General features: G+C 35.5%; 17 protein-coding genes. All 17 read left to right on the top strand.

All coding sequences use genetic code 11. The annotated features are described in order from the left end of the window. Nucleotides 1-239 precede the first annotated feature (239 nt). The gene (galU, locus tag ACFI34_RS01325) at nt 240-1,127 is read left to right on the top strand and encodes a UTP--glucose-1-phosphate uridylyltransferase GalU (protein ID WP_462672124.1); all 888 of its coding nucleotides are present in this window, start codon (nt 240-242) and stop codon (nt 1,125-1,127) included. Between the two features lie 110 nt (nt 1,128-1,237). Continuing rightward, on the top strand, nt 1,238-2,152 hold the full coding sequence (gene cysD, locus ACFI34_RS01320; RefSeq protein WP_462672123.1) for a sulfate adenylyltransferase subunit CysD: 915 nt from the start codon (nt 1,238-1,240) through the stop codon (nt 2,150-2,152). A 50-nt stretch (nt 2,153-2,202) separates the two neighbouring features. Further along, on the top strand, nt 2,203-3,609 hold the full coding sequence (gene cysN, locus ACFI34_RS01315) for a sulfate adenylyltransferase subunit CysN (RefSeq protein ID WP_462672122.1): 1,407 nt from the start codon (nt 2,203-2,205) through the stop codon (nt 3,607-3,609). Between the two features lie 8 nt (nt 3,610-3,617). Continuing rightward, complete coding sequence (locus tag ACFI34_RS01310; RefSeq protein ID WP_462672121.1) at nt 3,618-4,067, top strand: hypothetical protein; 450 nt, start codon at nt 3,618-3,620, stop codon at nt 4,065-4,067. A 7-nt stretch (nt 4,068-4,074) separates the two neighbouring features. Further along, nucleotides 4,075-4,554, top strand: coding sequence for a glycosyltransferase (locus tag ACFI34_RS01305; RefSeq protein ID WP_462672120.1), 480 nt, complete (start codon nt 4,075-4,077; stop codon nt 4,552-4,554). Between the two features lie 9 nt (nt 4,555-4,563). Continuing rightward, a complete protein-coding gene (locus ACFI34_RS01300) occupies nt 4,564-5,595 on the top strand; it encodes a glycosyltransferase family 4 protein (protein WP_462672119.1) in 1,032 nt (343 codons plus the stop codon). Between the two features lie 84 nt (nt 5,596-5,679). Next, complete coding sequence (locus ACFI34_RS01295) at nt 5,680-6,585, top strand: sulfotransferase family protein (RefSeq protein ID WP_462672118.1); 906 nt, start codon at nt 5,680-5,682, stop codon at nt 6,583-6,585. Beyond that, a complete protein-coding gene (locus tag ACFI34_RS01290) occupies nt 6,569-7,765 on the top strand; it encodes a hypothetical protein (protein ID WP_462672117.1) in 1,197 nt (398 codons plus the stop codon). Before ACFI34_RS01295 ends, ACFI34_RS01290 begins: the two co-directional genes overlap by 17 nt. Continuing rightward, nucleotides 7,765-9,249 carry a hypothetical protein gene (locus ACFI34_RS01285; RefSeq protein ID WP_462672116.1) on the top strand — a complete coding sequence of 495 codons (1,485 nt, stop codon included), beginning with the start codon at nt 7,765-7,767 and terminating at the stop codon, nt 9,247-9,249. Before ACFI34_RS01290 ends, ACFI34_RS01285 begins: the two co-directional genes overlap by 1 nt. A 4-nt stretch (nt 9,250-9,253) precedes the next feature. Further along, nucleotides 9,254-9,679 (top strand): hypothetical protein, encoded by a 426-nt coding sequence (locus ACFI34_RS01280; protein WP_462672115.1) that lies wholly within the window; start codon nt 9,254-9,256, stop codon nt 9,677-9,679. Next, the gene (locus ACFI34_RS01275; RefSeq protein ID WP_462672114.1) at nt 9,672-10,949 is read left to right on the top strand and encodes an MATE family efflux transporter; all 1,278 of its coding nucleotides are present in this window, start codon (nt 9,672-9,674) and stop codon (nt 10,947-10,949) included. Before ACFI34_RS01280 ends, ACFI34_RS01275 begins: the two co-directional genes overlap by 8 nt. A 36-nt stretch (nt 10,950-10,985) precedes the next feature. Next, a complete protein-coding gene (locus tag ACFI34_RS01270; RefSeq protein WP_462672113.1) occupies nt 10,986-12,719 on the top strand; it encodes an SLC13 family permease in 1,734 nt (577 codons plus the stop codon). A gap of 38 nt (nt 12,720-12,757) precedes the next feature. Beyond that, nucleotides 12,758-13,396, top strand: coding sequence for an adenylyl-sulfate kinase (gene cysC / locus ACFI34_RS01265; RefSeq protein ID WP_462672112.1), 639 nt, complete (start codon nt 12,758-12,760; stop codon nt 13,394-13,396). Nucleotides 13,397-13,417: 21 nt separating this feature from the next. Next, a complete protein-coding gene (locus ACFI34_RS01260; protein WP_462672111.1) occupies nt 13,418-14,374 on the top strand; it encodes a DHH family phosphoesterase in 957 nt (318 codons plus the stop codon). Nucleotides 14,375-14,691: 317 nt separating this feature from the next. Then, complete coding sequence (locus ACFI34_RS01255) at nt 14,692-16,095, top strand: undecaprenyl-phosphate glucose phosphotransferase (protein ID WP_462672110.1); 1,404 nt, start codon at nt 14,692-14,694, stop codon at nt 16,093-16,095. Then, nucleotides 16,079-17,293, top strand: a complete 1,215-nt coding sequence (locus ACFI34_RS01250; protein ID WP_462672109.1) for an outer membrane beta-barrel protein — start codon at nt 16,079-16,081, stop codon at nt 17,291-17,293. Before ACFI34_RS01255 ends, ACFI34_RS01250 begins: the two co-directional genes overlap by 17 nt. After that, nucleotides 17,293-17,817: a polysaccharide biosynthesis/export family protein gene (locus ACFI34_RS01245; RefSeq protein ID WP_462672108.1), complete on the top strand. Its 525-nt coding sequence runs from the start codon at nt 17,293-17,295 to the stop codon at nt 17,815-17,817. Before ACFI34_RS01250 ends, ACFI34_RS01245 begins: the two co-directional genes overlap by 1 nt. Nucleotides 17,818-17,820: the final 3 nt, after the last annotated feature.

The following is a 17,820-nucleotide window of genomic DNA, read 5'->3' as shown; positions in this document are numbered from 1 at the left end:
AAGGTAGATAAGTAAAAAGTGCTACACAGCACTAAAATAGGGCGCTTACTAGTTATTTTGGTGCAACATAAATTTAACAAAAAAACAATATAAAAGGATGCTTTTATAGTTGAGTACATTATTGTGTTGTGTATAATAATAACCTCACACGGTATGTGATGTTCGTTAAAAGGATTTAAGCTTTTGCTTGGCCTTTTTTGTGTTTTTATAAATAATCAAAAAATAAAAAGGGAATTAAAGTGAAAGTATTAAAAGCCGTACTCCCAGTTGCAGGTTTAGGCACGCGTATGTTGCCAGCCACCAAAGCAATACCAAAAGAAATGCTCCCCCTGGTAGACAAACCTTTAATTCAATACGTAGTTAACGAAGCCGTAGCCGCAGGCATAAAAGAAATAGTATTGGTTACTCACGCCTCTAAAAATTCTATCGAAAACCATTTTGACACCAGCTTTGAGCTAGAAGCCACACTAGAGGCACGCGTAAAACGCAGCCTACTAGACGAGGTTCGCTCAATAGTACCAAAAGATGTAACGGTTATTTCGGTTCGCCAATCGGCTCCATTAGGCCTTGGCCACGCAGTACTTGCTGCTAAGCCCATAGTTGGCAATAACCCGTTTGCCGTAATGCTACCCGACGTAATAATCGACAAATACAAGTCAAACCCAAAAACCGACAATTTAAGCCAAATGATTAACCGGTTTGACCAAACAGGCCACAACCAAGTAATGGTAGAGCCCGTACCCCAAGCGCAAGTACACCAATACGGTGTGGTAGACCTAGCAGGTAAAAACATAAACGCAGGTGAAAACGCAATAATTAAAAATATGGTCGAAAAACCAAATAACGATGAAGCACCAAGCAACCTAGCCATAACCGGCCGTTATGTTGTATCGCCCACCATTTGGGATTTACTTGAGTACACCCCACCGGGTGCCGGCGGCGAAATACAACTTACCGATGCATTACTACAACTACGCCACCTAGAAACGCTTGAAGCCTACCACCTAACAGGTAAATCGCACGACTGTGGCTCAAAGCTTGGTTATATGCTGGCTAATGTTGAATACGCAATGCAGTCTAGCCATATGGGTGAAGAGTTTACAAAGCAAATAAAAAAACTACTTTAGTATAAGAATTTAAACTCTAAACATAAGTAGATTAAATATAGCTAGAAACTATAGCAGGGTATATTTGCATAACGCCTGCTCAAATACGTTAAAGCATAACGAGAGATAAAATGGAAATATCACAAGCAAGAATGACTCATTTAAAGCAGCTTGAGGCTGAGTCGATTCATATAATGAGAGAAGTAGCAGCAGAGTTTGATAACCCAGTAATGATGTACTCTGTAGGTAAAGACTCAGCAGTAATGCTGCACTTATGCATGAAGGCTTTTTACCCTGCAAAGCCACCATTCCCATTAATGCATGTAGATACCACCTTTAAATTTAAAGAAATGATTGCGTTTCGTGACCGTATGGCTAAAAAATACGACATGAACCTAATAGTTCACAAAAACGAAGAAGCCATTGCCGCAAATATAAACCCATTTGATCATGGTAGTGCTAAATACACCGACATAATGAAAACACAAGGCTTAAAACAAGCCTTAAATAAGCATAAGTTTGACGCCGCATTTGGTGGTGCACGCCGCGATGAGGAAAAATCAAGAGCCAAAGAGCGAGTTTATTCATTTCGCGATAAAAATCATCGTTGGGATCCAAAAAGCCAACGACCAGAACTATGGAATACCTACAACGGCAAAGTTAATAAAGGAGAGAGCATTCGTGTTTTTCCATTATCAAACTGGACCGAGCTTGATATTTGGCAATATATTTACCTAGAAAACATTGAAATTGTACCACTGTACCTGGCAGATACTCGCCCTGTAGTTGAACGAGATGGCTCGTTAATAATGGTAGACGACGAACGCTTACCATTAAAAGAAGGCGAAGTTCCAATGATGAAAAAAGTACGTTTTCGTACATTAGGGTGTTATCCACTAACAGGAGCGGTAGAGTCTGAAGCCACTACTTTACCTGAAATTATTCAAGAAATGCTGCTTACTAAAACATCAGAACGCCAAGGACGAGTAATAGATCACGACTCATCAGGCTCAATGGAAAAGAAAAAAATGGAAGGCTACTTTTAAGCCAATTTTAAGCACCATTAATTTTAAAGAATATTGTTAAAGGAATACCCGTGAACGAACAAACACTACTAGAAACAGATATAGAAACCTACCTTCAAAAGCATGAAGACAAAGACATGCTTCGTTTTTTAACGTGTGGCAATGTAGACGACGGCAAATCAACATTAATAGGCCGACTACTGCACGATTCAAAATTAATTTTTGAAGATCACATGTCAGCTATTAAAAACGACTCTAAAAAGTTTAACACAACCGATGGTGAGTTTGATCTAGCGCTACTGGTCGACGGCCTTCAGTCAGAGCGTGAACAAGGTATTACTATTGATGTAGCGTATCGTTACTTTGCAACCGAAAGCCGAAAATTTATTATTGCCGACTGCCCAGGGCACGAGCAATACACCCGTAACATGGCAACAGGCGCTTCAAATTGCGACCTAGCTATTGTAATGGTAGACGCACGTTACGGCGTGCAAACGCAAACTAAACGCCATTCATATATTGCTTCTTTACTTGGCTTAAAGCACGTTATTGTTGCAGTTAATAAAATGGATTTAATTGACTTTAGCCAAGAGCAATATCGTAAAATTAAAGACGACTATAAAGCATTTGCTACCGACCTAAACATACCCGATATTCGCTTTGTACCAATATCAGCATTGCGTGGTGATAATGTAGTTAATAAATCTGAGTCAATGAGTTGGTACCCAGGTGCAACCCTAATGGAGTTACTAAACTCAGTAACAGTTAACGAAGACAAAAACCTGCAAGACTTTCGTTTTCCAGTTCAATTTGTAACGCGCCCTAACCTAAACTTTAGGGGGTTTTGCGGCACAGTAGCCAGTGGTGTAATTAATGTTGGCGACTTAATTACCGTTATGCCCTCAGGTAAGTCATCAACAGTAAAAAGCATAGTAACAGCCGACGGTGACTTACCAAGCGCATTTGCAGGCCAAGCAGTTACATTAACAACCAATGACGAAATTGATATTTCGCGTGGGGATGTCATTGTTAAATCAAATAACTTAGCCACCTCGTCAGAACAATTTGAAGCAACACTTGTTTGGATGGACGAAACAGCATTACAACCTGGCAAAGAGTATGAGTTTAAAGTAGGCACAAAAAACACCTACGGCCGAATAGAAAAAATCAATCATAAAATCGATGTAAATACCCTAAAAAACGTGGACGTAAACGAGCTACAACTTAACGAAATTGGTTCGTGCAATATAAGTACATCAAGTCCAGTAGTTATTGACGAATACAACACCGTGCATGGCACAGGTTCATTTATTGTAATTGACAGGCTCACTAACGTAACAGTGGGGGCGGGTATGATTACTAAAACAAACGTAAGTAATTTTATACCTAATAATAAGCGTGTATATACCCAAGCAGAAATAGATTTAAATGTTTATGTTAGAACCCATTTTCCAGAGTGGAATTGCTCTGAAATTTAAGGTGATATATGAAAAATAAAACTATAGCAGTTGCTTCAGGCGGTGGGCATTGGAAACAATTAATGCTACTAACCGAAAATTTAAATAAAAACGATATAACATTTATTACAACAATTGACGGTTTGCCGCAAAGTAATAATATTAAAGATTTTTATATTGTTAAAGATTCAAACTTTGATGAAAAATTGGCAGTTATATTTTCTTTCTTTCAGCTATTAAAAATCTTTATACTAGTAAGACCTAAAATTGTTATTTCTACTGGCGCGGCTCCTGGGGTTTTATCTATCCTCTTAGGTCGTCTTTCCGGTGCAAAAACAATATGGGTAGATAGCATTGCTAATGCTGAAAAATTATCCATGGGCGGAAGGTTATCTTTAAAAATTGCAACTGTTGTTTTAACACAGTGGGAACACTTGGCTGATGGAAAAAAAGTAATATATAAGGGTTCTGTATTTTGAGGTGTTTATGATATTTGTTACAACTGGAACTCAATTACCTTTTGATCGATTACTTCGTCCAATATTAAGTTGGGCTGAAGAAAATTTAAATGAAAAAGTCATTGCACAAACTTGTTTATCAGAGCTTTCTTCATCAGTAGTAGAAATGCGCGAATTTATTGCTCCTGAGGCATACTTAGAAATAATAAAAAATACCAAGTTAATTATTAGTCATGCTGGAATGGGAACAATAATTACTGCTAATGAGCATAAAATTCCAATAGTGATAATGGCAAGAAAATTTGAATATGGTGAGCATAGGAATGATCATCAATTGTCTACTATAGAAAAATTTAGAAATATGAATGGTGTTTATGTTGTTGATTCAAAAGAAGATATCCTGAAAGTTTTATCGGAAATAGATTCATTACTACCATTCAGCTTAGATGATTCAGAGCAACGTAAAAGTTTAACTACTTTCATTCAAAATGAAATTGAAAATTTATAAAGAGTAAAAATGAATATTGTTACATTAGGGACAAATCAAAAAGGTGGTATTGATTCAGTAATCCAGGGATATATAGATGATGGGCTTTATAATAATTGTAATCATTACAGGTTGGCAACACATGCAGGTAAAAGTAAAATAAATGATTTGTGGATATTCTTTAAGTCGGTTATTTATTTTGTTTATCTGTGTTTTAAGTTAAATAATATTATTGTCCACTCTCACATGTCTTATAAAGGCAGTTTTTGGAGAAAATATACTTTTTTCAGAGTTAATAAATTATTTAAAAACAAAACGATTATTCACTTACATGGCTCGGAGTTTAAAGTTTTTTTTGAATCTAGGAACACTTTTACTAAGTCTATAATTATAAAGTTAATTCAATCTTGTGATGAGTTTGTTGTTTTATCTGATAGCTGGGCAGGATACATTGCTTCAATATCTGGTAGAACGAGTAAAGTTATAAATAACTATGTTGATATTACTCCTCAACCAGTAGTTCGTTCAAAAAATAAAATTTTATTTTTAGGGGCTTTTATTCAGAGAAAAGGTATTTATGACCTTCTAAAAGCTTTTTCACGATTAGACGATGACTACGAACTTCATTTATGTGGCTCTGGCGAAAATGAGAAAGTAAATCAATTAGCCACAAGTTTAGAAATTGTTGACCGAATTACATTCCACGGCTGGGTCGATTTTCAAACAAAAAATAGTCTATTAAGTGAATGTACAGTGTTGATCTTACCATCCTATAACGAAGGTTTACCTATGGTGCTAATTGAGGCCATGGCTTGCGAAATACCAATTATTACAACGCCAGTTGGGGGGATCCCTGAGGTCATCATAGATGGTAAAACAGGTTATCTTACACCTGCTGGTGATGTAGATAAAATTGTTAATAAGCTCCGTGAAGTATTGACTGCAAGTGAAGAGAACGAGTTTATTTGTAAAAACGCCAAAGATTTATATTTGGATAAATTTAATTCAAAAATAATACTTCCTATTTGGATAGCTACATACTCTGATTTAGACGCTTTTTAGCTTTACACTGTTGAATATGAAAAAGTTAAATATAAGTAATAACACTCAACAGTATATGTATATAAATGAATATAAAGGTTTTAGATGCCAAACAATATAGAAGAATATAAAAAAGCTCATAAAGTATTTATACTAGGGTTCACTAAATGCGCTACAACTAGCATTTATGATAATTTAGCAATACATCCTGACATAAGCACATCTCATAACAAAGAACCTCATTATTATTTTTCTAAATATCAGGGAGTAAAGTTTAATGGGCCTGCTGACCAAGATATAGTTGATCAGATGTTCATAACAGATTACAAAGAGTATATAGCTCTTTATGATCATAAAAAAACTATATTAGATGGCTCTGCAATGACTATAGAGTGTTCAGAGGCTCTACAAGAGCTAGCCACATTAGATAAATCAAAATTTATTTTAGTAGTAAGAAATCCAATAGAGAGGTCTATTTCTGCTTTTAAACATATGAATAGGGATGTACGTGAAAACTTAACATTTTCGAATGCCTTAAAAAGAGAGCAGGAAATCATAAACGAAAACTGGCTGCCTATTTGGCATTATAAAGAGTGCAGTATGTACCCAAAGAAAGTTAGTGAGGCCAGAGCTTTATTTGGTGATAGATTGCTAGTCGTTAAATATGAAGACTACTTGAAAGATCACAAAGCTGTAATGAGAGCTATCACTAAGCACATAGATGTTACAGAAGTTTCTTGGCCAAATAATCATTCAAACCGTTCAGGTGTACCTAAAAGCCCATTATTACAGAAAATCATTATGAGAAAATCGTTTTTGAAAAAATTATTTGTAATTTTGACTCCCCGTTTCGTCAGTAAGAAAATAAAATCTAAAATTTTAGAGAAGAACATTCAAAAATTTAATTTCGAAGTAAACGAATTCGACAAAAAAATGATTGAAAAAGATTATCAAAAACAAATATTAGAAACTGAGCTCACACAAGAAGATAGAAATGTACTCAGCTATTAACTCTAAATTAGCAAAGTTCTTAGTCTTTTCATTAGTATTCGAATTTTTTATTACAGCTGTTTTATCGATTGAAATAATTGGCTTCGGTACATATCAGTTTTTACAAAAGTTATACTTGATCTTCTATGCTTTATTTTTTTTATATTTATATTTTAATTTTTTTAAAAAATATGAAAATAGAGTTTTTAGTATTATTATATTATGCTATTTATTATATGGAGCTGTTGTAAGTTTCTATAATAAAGTAGATCTTTATATAGTTTTATATCAATCATTGCATGAGTTAAAATTTTTTATATTTACCTTTATAGTTATATACTTTATCAATAAAAAAATATTATTTGATGATTTAATAGTAACTGTATTGAAGTTTTTTAAGTGGGCTTTGTTGTTAAATTTTTTAATATTCATATGTTATTTTATTGAACCCCAAAGCTATGCTATGTACTTTGTTAATGATACAGTAGATTTTTTTGGTGAAACATACATTCGCTTTTCTGGATTGTTTTTTCATCCGTCAAGATTAGCATGTGTGATACTTGTTTATTATCTAATCCGCAGTGAACGTAAGGTTAACTGGATTGATGTTGTTATTTTACTTCCCCAATTAATATTCACATTTCAAAGGCTAGAAATTTTAATAATATCTATTGTTTTTATTATCTTAAATTTAAAAAATATTTCATTATATTTTGTAAAAATAGGTAATTATTTACTTATCGCTTTGATATTTTCTCTTGTATATTTTGCAGAATACTTTTTTTACAATTTTGATTACTCTCCGCGAGCACATTTTTTCTATGATTCAGTATATTGGTTAAAACAGAGCAGTTACTTGGGGGCTGGCTGGGGAAGTATGGGGAGTCATAGCGCTATAATTACAGAGAACTCATACATATATTCAAGTATCTCTGATACTTGGTGGTATGAAGAGGGTATTTATTTGACTGACACATATTGGCCACACATTTTTGCTGAAGTTGGCTTTGTAGGATTTTTTTTGTTAGCCACCTATATCATCAAAATATCGAATATACTTAAAACCCTTCAAGGGCAGAGCCTGTTTTTTTGCTTTTTTGCAACGTCAATTTTTAGTTCTAATTTTCAGTCCCCATTTTTTCTTGTTTTATTTACAACTTCGCTAATATTAGTAGAGCATAAATTCAAAGGGAGTAGATAATGTATTCACTTTACTTAAATGTAACGCCTGTCAATGGACAGAAGCTTAGAAGCTTAAATAATAATACCACATGCAAAACTATTATGACCGGGCAAGGTCAGCTTTCTTGTTTTTATGATTCGCGCGAGTGGATGACAGCACCCTATATTATTGAAGATGATTTTATATTAGTGATAAGTGGCTGGTTTATTATGGGTGGTGAAAAGAACAACATTTATGAATTGGCTGATGCATTTAAATCAGAGGGTTTAGACGCTATAAATAAGATAGATGAGGGGGTATTTCACGTCTATCTTGAGTTAAATAATGAGTTTTACTATTTTCATGATAAGTTAGCTCTTCAATCCTCATATTATACTATTAAAGATGATACAGTATTAATATCGCCTTCTTTGTCTGAATTCGAAGATAAAGAAATAGATGAGGAGTTTAATTCATTGCTTACTCGCGGAAAAAACCTGTTCGGTAAGTATACAATATACAAATCAATATATAGATTTAAACCTATGAAGGTGTTTGACTTAAAAAATAAAAAATTTTTTAAGGCTTATAAACAGGTGTGTAAGAGTATAATAGCGCTTGAAGACTTACCTGAGTACATGAAATCAATAGCTTCAAATTGGAGCCCCGAGGAGAAAATAGTTGGTCTATCTTCCGGGTTAGATTCACGATTGGCGGCTTTAACTGTCGAAGCTTCTGAAACTTATACTTGGGGACCTAAAACTGCGAAGGATAGAAAAGTTGCAAAGTTAATTTCTGATTCAATTGGAAGTAGGCACTCTGAGTTTTCGTTTATAAAAAATTATGATAGTCAGGATACTCTACTGCATGACTATTACATATCTAATTCATCTGTTCAAACGAAGGGTATAATCCCTAGTATAAAATTCATAGGTAGCAAGTGTAGTAGTAGAGTGACATTTGATGGTTATTTAGGTGATACACTAAAAAGAAAAACTTACCATTTTAATAAAGGTGCAAAGTATGAGGCTTTTAAATTTTTTCCATTTTTTGTTAAAAAGCTAAATCCTGAAAAAGTCTTATTAGAAAAATATAACCTAAATGAAACTGATAGGCTGGGGATCTTACTATTAAAAGAATACCGAGATTTCATTAAAGTCTTTCATTTAAGAAATGATATTAATACAGTTGCTATTTTTGAAATACTACTAGGTAGAGGTGCAAGGAGAATATCAGCTGGTGGTATTTTGGTTAATTCATATTGGTTCACAGTGGTGCCATTATTCATGTTAAATGGAGTATTTGGATCAATAATAAAATCCTCTGAGTGGGAATCAAGTTCTAAGAATAGTGTAATGACAAAAATGTGGTCTCGTTTGCGCAATAAGGATTCTGCTCATCATAATACTGAGGGTCTATATAATCCTTTCACTAAAAAATACTTCATACCAATCAGAGAGTTAACTGGGCGTGCTTTGACTAATTATGTAAGTAAATTTTCTAATTATACAAATACTAAGTAGTTAAATGATTATTTTACTAGCTTTAAAAGTGAGGCTTTTAGGTTTTAAGAGGTTGTCAGCTTTTATCTTTAAAGTGGCAGGCCTCGACATACCTAAAGGTGTTGTAATAGGACGTAATGTAAAATTTCCACATGGGGGTAACGGCGTAGTTATTCATCCAAAAACTTTAATTGGAGATAACGTAAAAATATACCAGAAGGTTACTATTGGACGGGGCGATGTGTGGAGAGGTGAGGGGAGTCACTTTCACGGTTTTATCATACAGGATGGGGCTATTTTAGGAGCTGATGCTAAGATAATTACCGTTACAAAGCTTAGTATAGGTATAAATGCAGTTATAGGGGCAAACGCTGTAGTGGCTAAGAATATTGGTGACAGAGAAATTTGGGTAGGGAATCCTGCAAGAAAAACAGGACTACGAAATGATTAAGCTGATTGAGGGTATTTATAAAAAATCACTTTTAGTAATTACGGCAAGAATCCTAGGTGCATTTTCAGGGTTCCTGTTGACCTACTTTATAGCAAATCTAGTGTCAGTTGAAATTGCGGGTGCATTTTTTTTAATTATTGCTATTACTCAAGCAGGCGGAGGCATTTTAACTCTTGCGACTGCTAATTTGTTAATTAAAATTATTGGCTCAAGAAATACTGATACTTGGGAGGACATAAATAGGGTGAGTTCTGTAATACTGAAAAAAATAGCTTATCTTACTATTCTTATGGTATCGATTGTTTTTATGTCTTTATTTTTTCTAAAAAGTACCCTGCTTTATGACTCTTTACTATTGATACCATTTTTAATGTTTTTTTATGCTTTAACTCAAGTTTTTGCGGCGATGCTACAAGGCAAAGGCAATACTGTTGTTGGTAGCTTAATCCAACAGGCTGTCGCGCCCATAATATTTGTTGTAGTAATATATACATTGACTTTTTTCAGTTTAGAAACTAGCGGTCAGCTTTCCTATTATTACTTAGCTTGCTTAATTTGTGCCACATTATTAGGGAGTTATATTTGGTTTTCAGACAAAAAAGCTAAATTTATTTATCATTCAAAACTGAATATGGCTGAGTTTTCAGCTTTGAAATCATTGTTCATGACCATGATTATGAGTTTACTAGCGATTTGGTCTGCACAGTTCACAACAGCAATATATTTAACGAACTCTGATGTGGCTTATTTCGCTACAGCACAAAGGACAGCTTTATTAGCTAGTTTTGTCTTAATTTCGATAAACTTAATAGTTGCACCAAAATATGCAAATGCATTCAAAAACGGGAGTATAAAACAAGTTAATTATATTTCTTTGGTAACGAGCCGGTTAATGATATTAATTTCAACACCCATTTTATTTTTTATGCTTATGTACCCCAATTTCATAATGAGCTTTTTTGGTGAAGATTACAAATCAGCTGCCCCGCTTCTTCAAATAATGGCCGCTGGCCAGTTTATTAATGCGATTACTGGTTCGGTTGGTTACTTGTTAAATATGACAAATCATGAAAAGGATATGAGAAACGTTGTTTTGTTTTCAGGACCTCTAGCAATAGTATTAGCCTTTGTTTTAACAAAGGAGTTTGGGTTAATAGGTGCAGCGTACGCAACAGCAATCTCAATTGCTACGCAAAACCTACTAGCTGTTTTTATGGTGAAAAAGCGACTAGGGTTTAATACGCTTAATATATTTAGAAAAATAGCGTAAAAACCATTTTAATTAATTATTTGTAAGGATACATTTGTGTTTTTTAATAGCCCTTTATGGGTTGGATTTATTTTGGCTGCGTTACTCGTAGGCTTAATTATATTTAAAATTAGGCCAATGCTTGTGTTTGCGCTTACTAGTGCGATGTTATTTTTAACGGGCACAGTATCACAAGACGTTTTTTTTAATGGGTTTGTTAATAATGCGCTGGTTACTTTATTACTTTTGATACTTTGCAGTTACGCAATTGAAAAAACCACATATATAAAAAGCTTTGGCCAACAGTTTTTTGGCAAAAACAAATTAGTAAATTTAATTAAGTTATGTATTAGCTGCAGTTTTGCCTCTGGGTTTACTAATAATACAGCAGTTGTATCTACTGTTATGGCAAGTATTAACCAAAATAAAAATTTAGTACCTAGCCATTTATTATTGCCTTTATCGTATGCGTGTATTGCTGGTGGCACGCTTACTTTGGTAGGGACTTCTACAAACTTAATAGTGGCAGGTTTTGTTGAAAGTGCTGGGTTAAATACACTTAGTATGTTCTCTACGACACCCGTTGCGGTAATTGTGCTTGTTGCATCGTTAGCTGTAATGGTACCCGCTGCATATTTTTTATTACCTACAAACAAGCCTGATAATTTTGAAAATAACGAGTACTTTATAGAGGCTAAAGTTGGATTAAACTCTTCTTTAATTAATAAAACAGTTTTAGAAAATGGGTTTAGAAACCTAGACGCGTTGTTTTTGGCGGAAGTTATACGAAACGATAAGTTAATAAGCCCCGTTGACCCAAACTTTCAAATTCAAGCAAACGATAAGTTACTGTTTGCGGGTGACGTTAACGACTTAACAACCCTTAATAAATTTAATGGTTTAAAAGTATTAAATGATGACCTTGCAAGTATAAATAACAACCTTGTACAGGTTGTTATTACGGCTGACGCTCGCATTAGTGGTAAAACTATTAAGCAAAGTAATTTTAGATCTTTATTTAATGCTACGGTTATTGGCGTAAGAAGGGGGGGGCAAAAAGTAACGGGTGGGCTTGGTAAAGTAAAATTAAAACCGGGTGATGCGTTGTTATTGGCCGTAGGTAAAGACTTTAAAAATAGAAACAACTTAAAAAAGAATTTTATTGTTTTAAATGATGAATTGGGTAATGGACAATTTTCATCTAGTTTATCCAAATTGGTGATTGCTGGGTTTATATTTTCTTTAGGAATGGCTGCTGTTGGTGTAATAAGCTTATTAAAGTCTTTATTGGTTTTATTGGGGTTTTATTTAGCGGTTGGCGCACTATCAATTGCAGAAATTAGGCGTCGTTTACCCTTCGAAATTGTCATTATTGTTGGCAGCGCAATAACAGTTGCGTATGCAATGCAAAGTTCTGGTTTAGCTGATTATATTAGCCAAATAATACTGAGTGTAAGTAGTGGGTATGATGCTTTTGGTGCTTTTGTTTTGCTGTTTATTACCACAGTAATATTAACAGAACTAATTACCAATAATGCAGCAGCTGCTTTGGTATTTCCTATTGGCCTAACTTTGGCCAACCATTTTAATGCCGATCCCATGCCTTTTATTATGGCGGTTGCATTTGGAGCAAGCGCTAGTTTTTTATCGCCATTTGGTTACCAAACAAATTTAATGGTGTATTCAGCTGGGCAATACAAAATAAAAGACTATTTTAAATTTGGATTGCCTGTTTCACTCGTTTACTGCACTACTGCTATTTATGTAATACCCAGTGTGTACGGGTTTTAATAGTGTTTAATAATTTAATTATAAATAAGAGACGTTAGATGACACAAAATCCATATAAAACGGTAGAGTCAGAAACTGAAAAATCGTCAGATGTTGTTTGGCACCAAGCTACCGTTAGCCATGATGATAGAGTTAAAAGTAACAAGCATAGACCTGCCGTACTTTGGTTTACAGGTTTAAGTGGCTCGGGTAAATCAACAATTGCTAATGCTGTTGATAAAATGTTGCATGACAGTGGTTGCAAAACCTACGTGCTAGATGGTGATAATATTCGCCATGGCTTAAATGGTGATTTAACGTTTTCTGATGTTGATAGAGTAGAAAATATAAGAAGAATTGGTGAGGTAGCAAAGCTTTTTGTTGATGCAGGTTTATTGGTTTGCTCTGCTTTTATTTCCCCGTTTAAATCTGACAGAGAAATGATTGCTAAAAAGCTCAACCAAGGTGAGTTTATAGAGATTTTTATAGATACACCGCTTGCTATATGTGCGCAGCGTGACCCTAAAGGGCTTTATGCAAAAGTTAAAACGGGTGAAATAAAAAATTTTACAGGCGTAGACTCTACCTATGAAGCTCCGCAAAATGCAGACATAGTTATTAAAACGGCTGAATCTTCTGTTGAAGATTGTGCGTTGCAAATTGTGAATTATTTAAAGCAAAACGGATATTTTCAATAATTATAAATTAGGATTTAATAAATGATTTACGATGTATTTAATGGCGATGCCGATGGCATTATTGCTTTGATTCAATTGCGTTTAAGTAACCCCGTAGAAAGTAAATTAATAACAGGCGTTAAGCGTGATAATAGTTTACTGAAACACGTTGATTTAACAGATGCGACTCATGTAAACGCACTTGATCTTTCAATGGAAAAAAATACTCAGGCCTTAACAAGCATTTTAAACAAAGGTATTACTGTTTTTTATTGCGATCATCACAGAGCGGGGGTTGTTCCTAAATCTGATTATTTAACCACGTTAGTTGATACATCTTCTGAGGTATGTACTAGTTTGTTAATTAGTGAAATGATTGGCAACACATACATAAACTGGGCTATTACTGCTGCTTATGGTGATAACTTAATAGCGACAGCCAATAAGCTTGCTGACAAATATAACCTTGATGAACAGCAAAAATCGTTTTTAAACGAACTCGGTACCTTAATTAATTACAATGGGTATGGGGCGTCACTTGATGATTTGCATATTAATCCAGCTGATTTATTTTGTTTGTTGCGTGATATAAGCGATCCTTTTAGTTTACAGCTAAACAAAAACTCGGTTTTTTATAAGTTACAATCTGCATACCAAGCAGATTATGCAAATATTACTGCCATTTCACCATATATTTGTAATGATATTTGTGAAGTATATATTTTACCGTGTATGCCATGGGCTAGGCGAATCAGTGGTGTTTACGGCAATGAGCTTGCTAACAGAAATCCAACCAAAGCACATGCTGTTTTAACTTTAAACGAAGACGGTAGTTATTTGGTTAGTGTGCGTGCACCTCTTAATAATAGAACTGGCGCCGATGAAGTTTGTTGTAAATTTGCTACTGGCGGCGGGCGTAAAGCCGCTGCAGGGATTAATAAGCTAGCTAAATCTGATGTAGATATATTTATAGATGTGCTTAGCTATTTTTATGGATAAAGCTTTAGTACTGAGCTTTAAAAACGGCATATTTCTATCCATTGCAATGCACTTTAAAGTTTTTAGCGCCACAACAGCATAATAAAACAAAAGGTTAAATGTTATTTTTATGATAAATAAGAATAAAAATTCGGTTATTGTAAATAAAAGTTTATCCTCACTTTTGTTAATTAATTTAACAAGTTAAAAGGGTAAGCTATTTTAATGCTAATTAACTAGGTGTTTAGGGTTATATTTATTGAATATAACTGCTTAATGTTCTATATTAACGGTAGCTTAATAGTTACATAAAAATACAAAACTAGAGGGACTTTAGTGTGGTTACTTCAAGGACGTTTAAGCCTTCGGGCTCTTCTGATGCAAACTTTTATCGTTTGTTCGATTTACTATGCCTTTTTTTAGCGTTTCAGCTTTCTTCCCTTATTTATTCATTTACCTTTAATACTGCCTACTTAGTTGCAGTACTTTTTGTTGCTGTGGCTTATATGTATTGCGCCGAATTGTTTTCGGCGTACCGCTCGTGGCGAGCAGGTAAGTTTAGGAGCATGGTGTTGTGTGCGTGGGGGTCGTTAACTATTGCATTTTTATGCCTGTTTGTAATTTCGTTTATGTTTAAGTTTACCGAAACCTACTCGCGCATTGGTTTAAGTATTTGGTTTTTTTGTAGCATGCTGTTTTTATATACGTGGCGTTTAACGGTGTTTTTATACAAGCGTAACCGCCGTAAATTAGGCATGAACTTGCGTAATGTGGCTATTGTAGGGGCTACCGAAAGCGGTGCGTATTTATTTACCGAAATAGACAACAACGACGAGCTAGGTTTTAAGTTTAAAGGCTTTTACGACGACCGTAAGCCAGAGCGCTTAAGCGATAAACTGGCTATTGATAGTGTTGAAGGCAGCATACAAACGGCTGTAGATGCAGCTAAAGCGGGTGAAATAGACATACTTTACATTGCATTACCGTTAAAGGCCGAAAAACGCATTGCTGATATTTTAAAACAATTGGGCGACACCACGGTAGATGTACATATAATACCTGACTTTTTGCTCTCGAACCTTATACATGCGCGCATAGAACATGTAGGTGAGGTAGATACATTAAGTGTGTTTGAATCGCCCTTTATAGGTGCGCACGAATTTATTAAACGCACCGAAGACATAATAGTAGCCAGCCTTATTTTATTACTTATTTCACCATTGTTAGTGGTTATTGCTGCGGCTGTAAAAATAACGTCAAAAGGGCCTGTTATATTTAAGCAAGACCGCTACGGGCTTGATGGTAAAAAAATTAAGGTATGGAAATTCCGCTCTATGAGTGTGACCGAAAATAGCCATATTGTTACACAAGCCACTAAAAACGATGCGCGTGTAACGCCATTAGGTGGTTTTTTACGCCGCACTAGCTTAGACGAGCTACCCCAATTTATAAATGTATTAAAAGGCGATATGTCGATAGTGGGGCCGCGGCCACATGCGGTAGCCCATAACGAGGAGTACCGTAAAAAGGTCGACTTTTATATGGTTAGGCATAAAGCAAAACCAGGTATTACTGGCTGGGCACAAATTAATGGGTGGCGGGGCGAAACCGACACCCTAAACAAAATGGCCAAACGTGTAGAGTACGATTTACATTACATTAAGCACTGGTCGTTATGGTTTGACATAAAAATTATTTTTTTAACAATATTTAAGGGATTTAAAAATGCAAACGCTTACTAGCCCCGTTAAAGGTTTACTATTAGTTGCAGGTATGGGGGTAGCAACTCCCGCAATGGCAGCGCTAGACCCAGGCAGTGTTATGACTAAAGATGGCGCACAAATTACGCCTACATTAACAACAGGTATTAGCAGTAACGATAACTTTTTTAGTACCCCAACCGACGAAGAGTCGCGTTTAATTTGGACTATAGCGCCAAATGTTGACGCACTAATAGAAGACGGGGTTAACTACTACAACGTTAATGTTGCAACCAGTACAAGCATACATAATAAAGACAGCGCCGATAACTTTACCCAAGTTAATTTAAGCGCTGCCACCCATAACGAATTTACAAGTAAGCACAGGCTTGACTTTAACGCCACCGCCGATTGGTTGTTTGAACCACGCGGTAGCGGTTTAACCGAAGGCCTAGGCGATGCCGTAAACGAATTAGTTGAATACCAACAACAAAGCTTAAATGGCCGTTACGAATTTGGCGCCGAAAGCTCAAGAGCACAAGTTGCATTAATGGGTGGCTTTTTTAATAAAAAATACCAAAACTTTAGGGCTATTTCGCAATTTCGTGATTTTGATAAAACAACCCTAGGTATTGTTGGTTACTACAATACCCAAGCCGCTACGCGTACCTTTTTAGAGCTAAAACAAGAAGACTACCGTTACGATGTGGTTGACGCCGGCGGCATTAGCCGTGACTCAGACGACGTAAGAGTGTTGTTTGGTATGGAGTGGGATGCAACTGCGCTTACATCAGGATCGGTTAAATTAGGTTACCAAAAAAAGGATTTTGCCGCAGAGCAGCGTGAAAACTTTAGCGGACTTAGCTGGGAAGCGGGCGTTACTTGGCAACCACTTAGTTACTCGTTTGTTGACTTTAGTACTAGCCGTGCCGCAAAAGACCCACTAGTTGAAGGCGATTACATTCGTGAAAGTGTATACCGTGCAACCTGGACTCACGATTGGAACGACCAACTAAGCACGAGTGCTGGCTTGTCGTACACCGACGAAAAATACGTAGGTGAAATTGGCCGTAAAGACAAAACAAGCAATGCTAACTTTGCAGTAAGCTACACCACAAACAGTTTTGGTATGGTTTCGACCTATGTTGACTTTATTGATAAAGACTCAACGCAAGACGCGCTAAAGTTTGACCGCATGGTTGTAGGTATTAACTTTACATTTGCACTAAAGGCTAATTAATGAAATTTGGTATTTTTATTACTGGTTTATTTATAAATTTAGTAATGGGTGATCTTGCGCATGCTGCGCAAGATTACGTTTTAGGCGCGGGCGATAAGGTTGAAATAAAAGTATTTGGCCAGCCCGACCTAGAGGTTACTGCACTGTTAGGTAACAGCGGTGAGGTAAGTTACCCGTTTTTAGGTAAAATTAAATTAGCTGGTTTAAGTACAACGCAAGTTGAAAACTTAATTACCCAAGGTTTAAAGCCCGACTACTTAGTAAACCCTAACGTGTATGCACAAGTTATTGAGTACCGCCCATTTTACATACATGGTGAGGTAAAAAGCCCTGGCGCATACCCGTACCAACCCGCAATGACAGTAAACCAAGCCGTGGCACTGGCCGGTGGTTTAACCGAGCGCGCATCACTTGATAAAATATACATATTTAAAGAGCAAACTAAGCAGCAGCAACAAAAAGGTGATTTAAATAGCCAAATTGCAGCGGGCGATACAATAAAAATAGAACAGCGCTTGTTTTAAGCA

The sequence above is a fragment of the Pseudoalteromonas sp. PSi26 genome, from assembly GCF_054960575.1.
Note: the sequence above shows the minus strand (reverse complement) of the source record. Positions and strands in the feature narration are given on the sequence as shown.